Consider the following 13,937-nt stretch of genomic DNA (forward strand, 5'->3'; position numbering starts at 1 on the left):
GTGAAATCTCGCCTACTGGGAGGCATTGCAGCACTGGTGCTGGCAATCATTGGAACAGTCCTATTGGTCGTCTACGTCCAAGGCGCAGACAGCAGAGCGGCGCAGGGACTGAACCCCGTAAAAGTTCTCGTCATTAAAGAAGCTGTCCCCGCCGGCACCAAGGCGGAAGACTTGGCCGGCAAGGTACAGGTAGAAGAGCTTCCGCAATCTGCCGTTCCGGCAGCGGCGCTGGAAAGCCTGGATGGCCAGTCGGGCCGGGTCACCGCGGCCGCCCTGCAACCTGGCGAACAATTGCTCACAGCAAAGCTGGTTGATCCGAAGGAACTCGTACCCGGCACTGTGCCGGTACCGGATGGCATGCAGGAAGTTACCTTCCTGCTGGCGCCGGAACGTATCCTCGGAGGCCGGCTCGAAGCCGGCGACGTGGTGACCGTTTACAGCTCCTTCAAGAGTGAAGACAACATGCCCGCCGACGCCAACGTCCCGGCTGAAGTGAAAGGCTGGAAGCAATCTACGGGTCTGTTGTTCCACGATGTCCTGGTAACAGCCGTTCAGAAAGCGGCACCGGACGACAGCAAAAACTCGTCTAACACTTCAGGCGGTGCAGCCGTGGCCATGCCGAACGGCTCTGCATTTGTAACGGTAGCCAGGAGCGATGCTGACGCGGCCAAAATGGTGTTCGGAGCCGAATACGGCACTCTTTGGCTCTCGAAGCAGACCGACAAGAGCGGCAAGTCCCAGCCACCCGTGACGACCTTTGGTGGGCTGTACCGGTGAGCCGCTTCGTAGCAATAACGGGAGTACGCGACTTCGAATCCCGGGTGCGCGAGGCAGTATCAACTGCCCTTCACGGGGACCTGGAGACACTTAGCCCCGCAATTCTGTCCGGCGGCCCGGAAGATGTTTTCCGGCAGCTGACGGGAGCACCGCCCGAAGTTCTTATCCTAGGCCCCGGCGTCAGCGAAGAGGACGCGTTAAAACTCGCGACCGTCTTTGACCTCCAGTATCCGGAAATCAGCCTGCTCCTCGTCGCAGAGCCTTCACCTGAGCTGGTACTCCGCGCAATGCACTCAGGTATCCGGGATGTATTGAAACCCGACATCGAGGTAAACGACCTGCGGGTTCTACTTGAACGCGCCTGCTTGGCATCCGCCAGCCGGCGCCGGGGAATGTCGTTACCCACGGACCCAGGGCAGGAACGGGGTCGGGTTATCGCCGTTATGTCGCCAAAGGGAGGAGTTGGCAAGACCACCGTCGCCACCAACCTTGCCGTTGGATTAGGCAAAGTAGCTCCGATGAGCGTAGTCCTCGTTGACCTGGACCTGCAGTTCGGAGATGTTGCCTCAGGTTTGTTGCTTGAGCCTGAGCACTCGATTACAGATGCGGTTCATGGCATTGCATCCCAAGACTCCATGGTTCTCAAGGCATTCCTGACAGTTCACCCTGCCGGGATATACGCCCTTTGCGCACCTCGGACCCCCGCCGAAGCCGATTACATCACTGGCGAACACGTGGGCCGGCTCCTCGAACAATTGGCCAGCGAGTTCAAATACGTAGTGGTGGATACCGCTCCAGGCCTGGGCGAGCATGTACTCGCTACTTTGGAGCAGGCCACCGATGGCGTTTGGGTATGCGGCATGGACGTTCCAAGTGTCCGTGGTTTGCGGAAGTGCTTCGGAGTACTAAAAGAACTGCAGCTCATGCCCCAGGGAAGGCACACGATCCTCAACTTTGCCGACCGCAAAAGCGGCCTTTCGGTCCAGGACGTGGAAGCAACCGTGGGCGTTCCTGTCGACGCTGTCATCTCGCGCTCACGCACCCTTCCGTTTTCCACGAACCGCGGCATACCCGTTCTACAGGGTTCCGCGAGGGATGCCGCGGCCAAGGGGCTAAAGAAGCTCGTAGATCGGTTTGATCCGGAGTGGGTATCCTCCCCACGCACCAAGCTGCACCGAAGGGTGGTCGTGTCATGAAACTCTCAGATCGGCTCGCTGGTTCCCATGGCAATTCTGATGTGCCAAATGCCGCTACGCCCAATGTTCGTACGTTGTCTGATATATCGAAAACGGGCGGTCAGCCCGAGAGCGCATCTTTCGCTTCGGTTGGCGCCTCGGCTCCACCTGCTTCCTCACTGGGCGGCAATGTGATCTCCCAGCCAATTGATGCTCTTGCCGGACTCAAACAAAGAGCTGCGCTGGCACTATTCGACCGTCTCGGGACGCGTTTTGGCGACACATCTTCGTCGGATGAGGAACTTCGAACCATAGCCGTCGACGAGCTGTCGGCAGTCATCGACGACGAACAAGTGCCACTTTCGCCCGAAGAACGACGCAGGCTTATTCGGGAAATTGCAGACGAAGTAATGGGCTACGGTCCGCTTCAGAAACTGCTCGAAGACCCATCGGTGACGGAAATAATGGTCAACAAGTACGACCAAATCTACATCGAGCGTAACGGGCACTTGAGCCTAACTGGGTCCCAATTCAGCTCGGACGACCACCTACGAAAAGTGATCGACCGTATCGTTTCGAGAGTGGGCCGGCGAATTGATGAGTCGTCGCCCCTGGTGGATGCTCGGCTTGAAGACGGCTCGCGCGTCAACGCGATTATCCCGCCCCTGGCTGTAAACGGACCCTCGTTGACCATCAGGAAGTTCAGCCACGTCCCTCTGACCGTCCGAAACCTCATCGAGTGGGGGTCTCTGACACCGGAAATGGCCGAATTGCTAAGCGCTTGTGTACGCGCACGGTTGAATGTCATAGTTTCGGGCGGAACCGGTACAGGCAAAACGACGCTCCTCAACGTCCTGTCATCGTTCATACCCGAAGACGACCGCATCGTCACCATCGAGGACGCTGTGGAACTTCAGCTGCAGCAAGAGCACGTTGTCCGATTGGAAAGCCGTCCTCCGAACATTGAAGGTAAAGGCGCGGTTGGAATCCGCGAGCTAGTGCGTAACTCCCTTCGCATGCGCCCTGATCGCATCATTGTAGGCGAGGTCCGAGGCGGCGAATCACTGGACATGTTGCAGGCAATGAACACCGGCCACGACGGGTCCCTTTCCACAGTCCATGCAAACTCTCCACGGGATGCTGTCGCCCGGCTGGAGACTCTGGTGCTAATGGCAGGTATGGATCTTCCGCTACGAGCTATCCGTGAACAGGTTGCCTCGGCTGTCGACCTCATTATCCAGGTCACCCGCTTGCGTGATGGCAGCCGCAGAGTCACGCACGTCACAGAAGTCCAAGGTATGGAAGGCGAGATTGTCACGCTCCAGGATGCGTTCCTTTTCGACTACTCAGCCGGAGTTGACCAGCACGGCAGATTCCTAGGCAAACCAATACCTACGGGCATTCGTCCGCGGTTCCTTGACCGGTTTTCCGAACTCGGTATCACTGTCTCCCCGGCCGTATTCGGAGCCGCAGTTCCGACCGGCAGGAGGTAGTCCCATGGACTCGCCCTTGGTTTTCATCGGTGCCATCAGCCTATGCTTCGGTGCGCTTCTTGTCCTGGTGCTGGTGGTCCTCAGGCCCCGCTACTCGGCCATCCCGATCGAACGCCGCCGACCCGACGGGCAACCTGAGCCATCGGCACTGACCAAATTTTCAGAGTCGGCTGCCAACGCGATGGGCGGTGTGATCGGTAAGTCCGGAGGACCCTACAGCCGTGAACTGCTCTACAACGCGGGCGTGAAGATGTCGCCGGCAGAGTTCAGCGCCTTCGTAGCCGCCATGGCCATAGCTGTTGGGCTCATGTCCAGTCTTATCAGTAACGTGGCGTTCGGAATTCTACTAGCGCTTGCGACGCCGTTCGTGGCCAGGCTTGTGCTGACAGTTCGTAGGGACAAGCGCCGGAGTAAATTCGATGGGCAGTTGACGGGCACCATTCAAATGCTGATAGGCGGACTGCGTGTTGGCCACAGCGTGATGCGGACAATCGAGGCCGCGGCGAACGAGTCCGAGGCGCCCACATCGGAGGAACTGACCAGAATCGTTAACGAGACACGAATCGGCAAAGACGCCCGGGAGGCAATTGAGGACTCCGCCAATCGTATGGACAGCGAAGATTTCCGATGGGTTGGTCAGGCTATCCAGATCAATCGCGAAGTCGGCGGAGACCTTGCGGAAGTCTTGGAGCAAGTCGCCGGCACAATACGTGAGCGTAGCGAAATCAAGGGCCACGTGCGGTCACTAAGCGCGGAAGGAAGGATATCCGCGTATATTCTCATGGCGTTGCCGGTAGGGGTCGCGTTCTTCGTCGGAATGATCAACCCGGGCTACTTGGACGTCTTTGTTCAAAAACCGATCGGCTGGTTCATGCTGGGCCTGAGCGCATTGATGTTCATCATCGGCGGTTTCTGGATGAGCCGCATTGTGAAGATTAAGTTCTAAGGATAAAGAATGACTCCAATTGCCTGGATGATAATCGCCACGGTTATTCTTCCTCTCACTTATTTCGTTTGGTCTTGGGCCACACTGGACCGCAAAGGTACCCTCGCCATCCGAGGAAACCTTGCTCGCGGCTTCAACCTCGCAGGCCGCGACGCTGGCCAGCAAGCTCCAATGCTTCTGGGAATATCAAAACGGCTTACACCGGGCAGCTATGAGTCGAAACTTGACCAATGGCTATCGCTGGCCGGACGACCAGCGTCTATGCCGCTGGATAAGTTGATCGTATCTAAACCCTTGCTGGCTCTTGCAGGTGCGCTCGCAGGAATCCTCATGCTGTCCAATTCACTTACTTCAAGCAACATCGCATTGGCGATCTTTGCGACTGTCTTCTTCTATTTCGTCCCAGACCTGTTGGTGTACAACAAGGCGATAAAGCGGCAGGAAGCCATTGAACTGGAACTCCCCAACACCTTGGACCAAATGCTGATCTCTGTAGAGGCTGGGCTAGGTTTCGAATCGGCAATGGCCCGAGCAGGCTCATATGGCGGAGGACCTCTGGCCCAGGAGCTGGTGCGCACGTTGCAAGACATTCAAGTTGGCAGACCGCGGCAGGAAGCCTACGAGGCCATGGCGGCAAGGTCCTCCGTGCAGGACTTGAAGGGTTTTGTTCGGGCGGTCGTGCAGGCCGATAAATATGGCATTGGTATAGCCAAAGTTCTGCGTGCACAGGCCAAGGATGCGCGAGTAAAACGGCGCCAGCGGGCAGAAGAAAAGGCCATGAAGCTTCCCGTAAAGGTCTTGTTTCCGCTGATCTTCTTCATCTTTCCCGTGCTGTTCATAGTTCTACTCGGGCCCGCTGCTATCAACATCATCGAAGCCTTCAGTCACACCTGAGAAACCAAAGAACGCGTCGCTAGACGCCCCATAGACCGGACCCCCTCGGCACCCAGAACCGAGGGGGTCCTTCTACGTCCCCAGACATTTCCGTCCATCCCAGCTTTAACACAGGACCGGCACAGCGGAAGCGCAGGAAAGGCGCAGCCCCTAAAGCCTTTGCGCAGGAAGCTGCAAGTTCCGGTCAATGTCGCGTCAAGCGCTGCTAACTTCATTTCAGTGCTGGTGCAGGACCAGCCAATCCGTCTCGCTCAGGAGTCAAAATGCTTTCTCTCTACACCAACCTCTCAGTCCGCATCCGCGACGAAAAGGGCGCAACCGCCGTTGAATACGGCATCATGGTCGCCCTTATCGCGGTCGCCATCATCGTCGCCGTTACGACCCTTGGCGGCACCATCAACGACATGTTCCTGAACGTGCAGTGTTCAGTGACTGGCGGAACCTACACCGCAGGTGTAGGCGGCGCTGCCGGCACCTGCGCCCCCTAGCCAGGAAGCGTTTCTCCAGCGCCGAGTGAGAGTGGCGGCGGCAAAAGTAGCCGCCGCCACTCCGGTTTCCGGCCCTTGAATGATGGATCCGATTGAAAGGCACCTCCATGTCCCAAGCAGCCGAGCGCGGCGCAGCCGCGGTCGAGTTCGCGATCGTGGTGCCTGTCCTCGTCGCGTTGCTGCTCGGCATCATGGAATTCAGCAGGGCATATAACGCCCAGGCGTCACTTTCGGCAGCTGCCCGGGAGGCCGTCCGAGTGATGGCAACATCGGACCGAACGCCCGCCGCCGTAGCGACCGCCAAAGCAAACGCAATAACCACGGCAAAAACCACTGCGGTATCCCTGCAGCCTGGGTTGCCAGACAGCGCAATCCAGTTTGGGACCGCCTGCCCCTCAACGATTCCGTCTGGAACAAACCCGCAAACAACGGTAACCATCACTTACAGTCTTTCGACGCTGACAGGGATTGCCGGGCCGTTCACCATGACCGCCAAAGGAGCCATGTTGTGTGGCGGCTGATTGACCGCAAATCCATGAACGGGCCTGAGCACGGAGCTGTAAGCCTAATCGTCGCCATAATGCTGGTCGTACTCCTCGGCTTCGCGGCCATCGCCGTAGACGTGAGCATGATGTACGCAGAGCGAACCCAACTTCGCAATGGTGCCGACGCTGCCGCCCTCGCCATCGCCCAAAAATGTGCCAAGAACACCAGCGACACTGACTGCTCGAACACCTCGTCCCTCGCTGCCGGCCTCGCCAATGGCAACGCAAGCGACGGCCTCACCAACATGAAGGCAACGGCACTCGATTTACCGAACCAGTCCGTAACCGTCACTGCTGGATCCCAAGAAGCAGGCAAGACACCCAATCATGTCTCGCTCTTCTTTGCCCGGGTCCTCGGCATCTCATCGGCCGAAGTGATCGCAACCTCAAAAGCACAGTGGGGTACGCCGTCCAAAGGCCCGGCGATCCTTCCCCTAGCCATTGCTTATTGCAAGCTGGATATCCCGATCGGCGGAACCAAGGGCAATGAACAGGTGCTGGATCAGTCGTCGCCCGCGTGCAATAACAAGCTCCCCGGCGGATTCGGCTGGATCACGACGCCAGGGACAAAATGCTCAGTCACAATGACTGCAGGCCAATCGGGCAATTCAGGCATCTGGTTCGACAGTGACCCGGGGGCCAGCGCGCCAGCTATCTGCACCACTGCCGACTTCAGTCAGATGAACGACCAGACCGTGCTCCTGCCACTGTTTGACGTGGCCACCGGCACTGGTACCGCAGTCAAGTATTACGTGAAGGGTTTTGCCGCCTTCCACGTCACCGGTTATCACTTTGCAAATTTCAACTGGTCCACCGGGGGCAATGTCCAAAACAAGATGATCCGCGGCTATTTCGTAAAGTTCGTCTCCTTGTCCCAAGCCTTCGAGCTTGGCAACGTCCCAAATTATGGGGCTTCAATTGTCCGTCTCACCCCATAGCAAGCAGCAAGACCACAGGAGCAGTCAGTGAAGTCACGTATGTTGGCCGGTGTATCAGCAGTCGTGCTGGCCATCATCGGAGCGGTCCTCATCGTCACCTATGCCCAAGGTGCCGATCAGCGAGCCATGAAAGACATGGATCCCACCGGGGTACTGGTGGTGACAAAGGCCGTGTCTGCAGGCTCTTCCCTCGATATAGTGAGGGCGTCCGTGACCCTACAGCAGGTGCCCTCCACTGCTGTTTCGAAGACCGCACTGAAGAACCTTGACGACTCGGTTGGCAAAGTCGCCGCTGTCGACCTTGTCCCCGGCGAGCAACTTCTGGCCGAACGCCTGGTCAACCCGGCAGACGCCAAGACCAGCGGCGCCGTCAAGGTGCCGACAGGCATGCAGGAAGTCACTTTCGAACTGGAACCCAAGATGGTTGTGGGAGGCCGTCTTGAAGCGGGCGACCATGTTGCAATTGGCTTCAGCTTCAGCGGTGGTGCAGACAAGACAAAGCCGGGCGAACCAACAACACAGCTCGCCCTCCGAAAGGTCCTGGTCACAGCCGTCCAGCGCGCCGCGCAACCAACTGCGAAGCCCACCGACGGCACCAACCCCCAGGACACAACCCTTCCCGAAGGCCAGTTCATGGTCACCGTCGCGGTCAACGACGTCGACGCCAACAAGATCATCTTCACAACGCTGAATGGCAGCCTGTGGCTCACCAAGGAACCCCTCGACGCCCAGGACAACGGCGGCTTCATCGCCAGGAAGGACACGGTGTACAAATGAGCCGCTTCGTCCTCCTCTCCCCCAACGCCGACTTCGACCAGAAACTGCGCGACGCCGTCGCCCACGGCCTGCGCGGGTCTGTCCAAACCATCGCGAGTGACATCCTCCCCGCAGGCCCGGCGGAACTGTTCGCCCTCCTCAACCAGGAACAGCCCGAGGTGCTCATCATCGGACCGGACGTCCCCTACGAGGAAGCTCTGAAGTTCGCCAAGGTCTTCGACGTCCAGCTCCCCGGCCTCAGCCTGGTGCTGGTCAGCGACGTGCAGCCGGAATTCCTGCTGCACGCCATGCGCGCCGGCATCCGCGACATCCTCAGCCCCCAAGCGGACCCGGCGGAAATCAGGGTGCTGCTCGAACGCGCCTGCCAGTCCTTCGCCACGCGCCACCGCAGCCCCGAAGCTCAACAAACAGAGAACGGCAAAGGCCTGGTGATCGGCGTCTTCTCCCCCAAGGGCGGCGTCGGCAAAACCACCCTCGCCACGAACATCGCCATCGGCCTGGGCCAGATCGCGCCCATGAGCGTGGTGATCGTAGACCTGGACCTGCAGTTCGGCGACGTCGCCTCCGGCCTGTACCTCAACCCTCAGCACACCGTCACCGATGCCGTCACGCCCGCCGCCGCCCAGGACTCCCTGGTCCTCAAGGCCTTCCTCACCGTGCACCCGGCCGGCATCTACGCCCTCTGCGCCCCACCCAACCCCGTGGACGCGGACCACATCACCCCGGAACAGGTCAGCCGCCTGGTGGAACAGCTGTCCCACGAATTCCAGTACGTGGTCCTGGACACCGCCCCCGGCATGCCGGAAATCGGCCTCGCCGCCATGGAACAGTGCACGGACGTGGTCTGGGTCAGCGCCATGGACATCCCCAGCCTCCGCGGCCTCCGCTCGGGCCTGGAAGTCCTCCGCCAGCTGGACATCATGCCCGAATCCCGGCATGTGGTCCTGAACATGGCCGACGCCAAAGCCGGCCTGAACGTGCAGGACGTCGAATCCACCATCGGCGCGCCCGTGGACGTCAGCGTCCCCCGGTCCCGCGCGGTTGCACTATCCACCAACCGCGGCATCCCGGTCCTCCAGGAATCCAGGAAGGACCCCGCCGTCAAAAGCCTCCGCCAGCTCGTGGAGCGCTTCAACCCGGCCTGGCGCGCCCAGGCACAGAAGAAGCTTCACCGAAGGGTGGTCATCTGATGAAACTCTCTGAACGCATCAACGCGGTCCAGACCCGCGACCAGGCCTCTGGCTCCGGGTCGGGCACGGGCACCGCCGTGCTCGAGGCCCCGCGCCCGGCGCCTTCGCCCTCCCCTGCGGAAGGTGCGGAGCGGCACCTTCCGGCACCGGCCGCCGTCGCGCATTCAACGTACGACGACGGCGCGCAGCAGGTGCCCACGGCACCCAAGGTGGACGTCTTCGCAGCCATGAAGGACAGGGCGGCCACCGCCCTCTTTGAACGCATGGGATCGCGCTTCAACGACGCCGCCGTCACCGAACAGGAACTGCGCAGCACCGCCAAGAAGGAACTCACCCGCATCATCGACGCCGAACAGGTGCCGCTGACACCGGAGGAACGCACCCGCCTGGTCCAGGACGTGGCCGACGACGTACTGGGCTACGGCCCCCTCCAACGCCTGCTGGACGACCCCGCCGTCACCGAAATCATGGTCAACCGCATGGACCAGATCTATGTGGAACGCAAAGGCAAGCTGACCCTTTCCGAGTCCCGCTTCAGCTCCGAGGAACACCTGCGCAAGGTCATCGAACGGATCGTGTCCAAGGTGGGACGCCGCATCGACGAGTCCTCCCCGCTGGTGGACGCCCGTCTGGAGGACGGTTCGCGCGTCAACGCCGTCATCCCTCCCCTGGCCGTTGGCGGTTCCTCCCTGACCATCCGAAAGTTCAGCAAGACCCCGTTGACGGTCCGCAACCTCATCGACTTTGGCACCCTGACCCCGGAGATGGCCGAACTGCTGAACGCGTGCGTGAAGGCCAAGCTGAACATCATCGTTTCCGGCGGTACGGGCACGGGCAAGACCACGCTCCTCAACGTCCTGTCCTCGTTCCTTCCGCACGACGAACGCATCGTCACCATCGAGGACGCCGTGGAACTGCAGATCCAACAGGACCACGTGGTCCGGCTGGAAAGCCGCCCGCCCAACACCGAAGGCAAAGGCGAAGTCACCATCCGCGAGCTCCTCCGCAACTCCCTCCGTATGCGCCCCGACCGGATCGTGGTGGGTGAGGTCCGCGGCGGCGAATCGCTGGACATGCTGCAGGCCATGAACACCGGCCACGACGGCTCCCTGTCCACGGTCCACTCCAACTCGCCCAGGGACGCCGTGGCCCGCCTCGAAACCCTGGTGCTGATGGCCGGCATGGACCTTCCGCTGCGCGCCATCCGCGAGCAGATCGCCTCCGCCGTAAACCTCATCGTCCAGATCTCCAGGCTCCGCGACGGCTCCCGCCGCATCACCCACGTCACCGAGGTGCAGGGCATGGAGGGCGATATCGTGACGCTGCAGGATGCATTTGTGTTCGATTACTCTGCAGGTGTTGACGCCCAGGGCCGCTTCCTGGGCCGGCCGGTGGCCACGGGCATCCGGCCGCGGTTCATTGACCGGTTCGAGGACCTGGGCATCCACGTGTCCCCGGCAGTGTTCGCCGGGCCGCTGTCGCCGGGCGCGAAGTAGGGACGCGGCCATGATCATCGCCATCGGAAGCGTCATCCTGCTGGCAGCCATCTGCCTTCTCGGTGTGGCCGTGCTCCTGCCGGGCGCCCCCGCCGTGCCGCTGGACCGCCGTCGTCCATTTGAACCGGAACCGCCGTCCTCACTGTCCCGCCTGGCGCTGTCCGGCGTGAGATCCTTCGAACGGCTCCTCGGGGGACGGAACGTCAAGCTGTTCCCCCGCCCTGAGCTGGAAAACGCCGGCCTGCGCCTCAGCCAGGCCGAATTCTTCCTGCTGGTGGGGATCGGCGCCTGCGTCGGGATGCTGGTGGGCACGGTCACGGTGGGTCCCCTGGTGGGGGTGCTGCTGGCACTGCTGGCACCTTTCGTGGGCAAACTCGTCCTCGGATTCCTGGCCGGCAAGCGGCGCACCGCCTTCGACAGCCAGCTCGGCGACACGCTGCAGCTGCTCTCCGGCGGCCTCCGGGCCGGCCACAGCATCCTGCGCGCCATCGACGCCGCCGCCACCGAGTCCCAGAAGCCGACGTCGGAAGAGATGCGGCGGGTGATCACCGAAACAAGCCTGGGCCGCGACCTGCTGGCCGCACTGAACGACACCGCGGACCGGATGAAGAACGAGGACTTCGTCTGGATCTCGCAGGCCATCCAGATCAACCGCGAGGTGGGCGGCAACCTGGCGGAGGTGCTGGACCAGGTGAACGAGACCATCCGCGAGCGCGCGGAAATCAAGGGCCACATCAAGGCCCTAGCGGCGGAAGGCAAGTTCTCCGCCTACATCCTGATCGCCATGCCGTTCGGCATCGTGACCATGCTGCTTGCCGTGAGCCCCAGCTACATGAACTCCATGTTCACCCACCCCCTGGGCTGGGCGATGATCGGCGCCTCCTTTGTCCTGATGACCATCGGCGCGCTGTGGATGCGCAAGATCATCGACCTGAAGTTCTGAGGACCCCATGAACCTGATCGTCCTCCTCGCCGTACTCCTGGTCTGCATCCCCCTCGCGGCCGTGACCTGGTCCATGCTGACCGTGGACAAGCAGGGGCGCATCGCCGCCGCTGAACTGTTGGGCCGCGGTGCTCCGGCGGCCCTCGTTGCGCCTGCCGGGAAACCGGGCATCCTCGAAACCGTGGGGCGCCGCCTGACTCCCCCGGCCTATGTGGCCTTCCTTGACCGGCTCCTGTCCCTCGCCGGCCGGCCCGCCTCAATGCCGATGGGCAAGGTGCTGGGCTCTAAGCTGGGCCTCGGAATGGCTGGTCTGGCAGCGGGACTCTGGCTCGTGAGCATCGGCGCGAGCCCCCTCATGAAGCTCGCCGGCTTGTTCCTGATTGTCCTCGGCTACTTCATTCCGGACCTCCTCCTGTACAGCAAGGGCCAGGAGCGGCAGAAGGCGATGCAGCTGGAGCTGGCCAACACCCTGGACCAGATGCTGATCTCGGTGGAAGCCGGACTGGGTTTTGAAGGCGCCATGGCCCGGGCCGGCGAGAACGGCAAGGGCCCCCTCGCGGAGGAACTGGTCCGCACGCTGCAGGACATGCAGGTGGGACGGAGCCGGCGCGAGTCCTACATCGCCCTGGCCGAAAGGACCAGCATCCCGGAACTGCGCAGCTTCGTGCAGGCCGTGGTGCAGGCCGACACCTACGGAATCGCCATCAGCCGGGTCCTGCGCGTCCAGGCCAAGGTCATGCGGGTCAAGCGGCGCCAGCGGGCCGAGGAAAAGGCAATGAAACTGCCCGTCATGATTCTTTTCCCGCTGCTGTTCTTCATCTTTCCGGTCCTCTTTATCGCCATTCTGGGCCCGGCCGTGATCAATGCAGTGGTGACCTTCAGCGGACAGTAAAGATACTCAGTGCGGCGGCAAGGTTGCCTCAAGGTTTACACAGAATGACAAGAAACAGGACACCGAAGGATTTCCAGGAAGTAGCCTTGAACAATGAACAGTCCCGATCCCGGTTCCAGCGGAAAGAGCCCCGCTGCGGACTACCCGCTGTCCGGGGTCGGTTTGCCTGCCGCTCCCGTTCCGGCCGCCGCCGCGGCCCCTTCACTGGAAGAGGCCGCTCTCTTGCCGTTGGTTGATGCCGCAGTACTGGAAGAACTCGAAGATGAGCTGGCCGGATCCGGGCTGGCGCAGCGCTTCGCCCGCGACTACGCCGCCATGTGGGACCTGCGGCTGGCCCGGCTGGGAACAGCAGTCGAGAGCCAGGACGAAGAGTCCGCCCTGGACGCCGTCATCAGCCTCAAGATCAGCTCCGCCATGGTTGGCGGCGTACGGCTGGCCAAGCTCGCCGAACTCCTCGAAGGCCTGATCCGGCAGGGCGACTTTGTCCAGGGCCAGGCCCTGATGACCGGCGTGGCCCTGGATGGCGCCCGCACCGTGTCCGAACTGCAGGCAACCTACATCCTGGAAAACGGCTAGCAGTTACGCATCATCCGGCCGCCGCGGCGCCAGCCGGTACCCCACCCCACGGACTGTCTGCAGCCAACGCGGGGACAACTGGTCTTCTTTGAGCTTGCGCCGCAGGTTTCCCACGTGAACCTCCACGGCGCGCTCGTCCGCCTCACTGATGTACGTATCCCGGTCATAAAAGTCGCCCCGCACCGCCCGCACCAGGTCCGCCCGGGTACACACGGCACCGCCGCCCTTGAGCAGCACATGGAGCAGGTCGAACTCACTGCGGGTCAGGCCCAGCGGCTCACCCTTGATCTCCACCGTGCGTGTCCGGTGGTTCAGCAGGAGCCCGTTGTGCTGCAGGACCCCGGGCTCGGGCTGCCGGGCGGCAGGCGCCTGCGGCTGTCCCCACTGTGAAGTGGACGGGTTCTGCCCGTTTACTTCATGGCGCGGCCTGCGCATCATGGCAGAAACCCTGGCCCGAAGTTCCCTGGGCCTGAAGGGTTTTGCTATGTAGTCATCCGCCCCCGCGTTCAGGGCGGACAGCAGGTCCGGTTCATCGGTCCGGCCTGTCAGCATCACCACGTAGGCGTTGCTGAAATTCCGGATCCGACGCAAAACCTCAAACCCGTCAATATCCGGCAGCCCGATATCGAGCGTCACAACATTGGCCTGCTTACTGCGGACCACCTCAACCCCGGCACGCCCATCAACTGCTGTATGCACTTCGAAGCCCGCCTGGGTCAAAACACCTTCAAGGAGGTTACGTACATCGGCGTCATCCTCGATGACTACAGCTACACCAAGATCGTCCATTGCTATCCCTGCGCCAGG

At 61.5% G+C, this 13,937-nt stretch carries 15 protein-coding genes; 14 read left to right on the forward strand and 1 reads right to left on the reverse strand.

From position 1 onward, the window contains the following. The 14 genes from Q9R31_RS02205 (at position 1) to Q9R31_RS02270 (ending at position 13,130) form a co-directional block, all read left to right on the forward strand. Positions 1 to 777 carry an RcpC/CpaB family pilus assembly protein gene (locus Q9R31_RS02205; RefSeq protein WP_311261121.1) on the forward strand — a complete coding sequence of 259 codons (777 nt, stop codon included), beginning with the start codon at positions 1 to 3 and terminating at the stop codon, positions 775 to 777. Further along, positions 774 to 1,973 (forward strand): AAA family ATPase, encoded by a 1,200-nt coding sequence (locus Q9R31_RS02210; protein ID WP_311261122.1) that lies wholly within the window; start codon positions 774 to 776, stop codon positions 1,971 to 1,973. Before Q9R31_RS02205 ends, Q9R31_RS02210 begins: the two co-directional genes overlap by 4 nt. Next, positions 1,970 to 3,445: a CpaF family protein gene (locus Q9R31_RS02215; RefSeq protein WP_311261123.1), complete on the forward strand. Its 1,476-nt coding sequence runs from the start codon at positions 1,970 to 1,972 to the stop codon at positions 3,443 to 3,445. The genes Q9R31_RS02210 and Q9R31_RS02215 overlap by 4 nt, the downstream gene beginning before the upstream one ends. Before the next feature lie 4 nt (positions 3,446 to 3,449). Continuing rightward, positions 3,450 to 4,391, forward strand: coding sequence for a type II secretion system F family protein (locus tag Q9R31_RS02220; RefSeq protein ID WP_311261124.1), 942 nt, complete (start codon positions 3,450 to 3,452; stop codon positions 4,389 to 4,391). Positions 4,392 to 4,400: 9 nt separating this feature from the next. Continuing rightward, positions 4,401 to 5,285 carry a type II secretion system F family protein gene (locus Q9R31_RS02225; protein WP_311261125.1) on the forward strand — a complete coding sequence of 295 codons (885 nt, stop codon included), beginning with the start codon at positions 4,401 to 4,403 and terminating at the stop codon, positions 5,283 to 5,285. A gap of 263 nt (positions 5,286 to 5,548) precedes the next feature. Further along, entirely contained in the window at positions 5,549 to 5,773 is a 225-nt protein-coding gene (locus Q9R31_RS02230; RefSeq protein ID WP_311261126.1) for a Flp family type IVb pilin, read from the forward strand. A 107-nt stretch (positions 5,774 to 5,880) separates the two neighbouring features. After that, on the forward strand, positions 5,881 to 6,294 hold the full coding sequence (locus Q9R31_RS02235; protein ID WP_311261127.1) for a pilus assembly protein: 414 nt from the start codon (positions 5,881 to 5,883) through the stop codon (positions 6,292 to 6,294). Continuing rightward, a complete protein-coding gene (locus Q9R31_RS02240; protein ID WP_311261128.1) occupies positions 6,282 to 7,256 on the forward strand; it encodes a Tad domain-containing protein in 975 nt (324 codons plus the stop codon). The genes Q9R31_RS02235 and Q9R31_RS02240 overlap by 13 nt, the downstream gene beginning before the upstream one ends. 27 nt (positions 7,257 to 7,283) lie before the next feature. Continuing rightward, on the forward strand, positions 7,284 to 8,033 hold the full coding sequence (gene cpaB, locus Q9R31_RS02245; RefSeq protein WP_311261129.1) for a Flp pilus assembly protein CpaB: 750 nt from the start codon (positions 7,284 to 7,286) through the stop codon (positions 8,031 to 8,033). Next, positions 8,030 to 9,223 carry an AAA family ATPase gene (locus Q9R31_RS02250; RefSeq protein WP_311261130.1) on the forward strand — a complete coding sequence of 398 codons (1,194 nt, stop codon included), beginning with the start codon at positions 8,030 to 8,032 and terminating at the stop codon, positions 9,221 to 9,223. The genes cpaB and Q9R31_RS02250 overlap by 4 nt, the downstream gene beginning before the upstream one ends. Next, complete coding sequence (locus Q9R31_RS02255) at positions 9,223 to 10,719, forward strand: CpaF family protein (RefSeq protein ID WP_311261131.1); 1,497 nt, start codon at positions 9,223 to 9,225, stop codon at positions 10,717 to 10,719. The genes Q9R31_RS02250 and Q9R31_RS02255 overlap by 1 nt, the downstream gene beginning before the upstream one ends. Positions 10,720 to 10,729: 10 nt before the next feature. Further along, positions 10,730 to 11,662 (forward strand): type II secretion system F family protein, encoded by a 933-nt coding sequence (locus tag Q9R31_RS02260; RefSeq protein ID WP_311261132.1) that lies wholly within the window; start codon positions 10,730 to 10,732, stop codon positions 11,660 to 11,662. A 7-nt stretch (positions 11,663 to 11,669) separates the two neighbouring features. Then, the gene (locus tag Q9R31_RS02265; protein WP_311261133.1) at positions 11,670 to 12,554 is read left to right on the forward strand and encodes a type II secretion system F family protein; all 885 of its coding nucleotides are present in this window, start codon (positions 11,670 to 11,672) and stop codon (positions 12,552 to 12,554) included. 93 nt (positions 12,555 to 12,647) lie between these two features. Then, positions 12,648 to 13,130 (forward strand): Hpt domain-containing protein, encoded by a 483-nt coding sequence (locus Q9R31_RS02270; RefSeq protein WP_311261134.1) that lies wholly within the window; start codon positions 12,648 to 12,650, stop codon positions 13,128 to 13,130. A gap of 3 nt (positions 13,131 to 13,133) precedes the next feature. Here the strand turns inward: Q9R31_RS02270 and Q9R31_RS02275 are convergent, their stop codons facing one another. Further along, a complete protein-coding gene (locus tag Q9R31_RS02275) occupies positions 13,134 to 13,919 on the reverse strand; it encodes a response regulator transcription factor (protein WP_311261135.1) in 786 nt (261 codons plus the stop codon). Positions 13,920 to 13,937: the final 18 nt, after the last annotated feature.

The organism is Pseudarthrobacter sp. BRE9, from assembly GCF_031844305.1.
GTDB lineage: Bacteria > Actinomycetota > Actinomycetes > Actinomycetales > Micrococcaceae > Arthrobacter.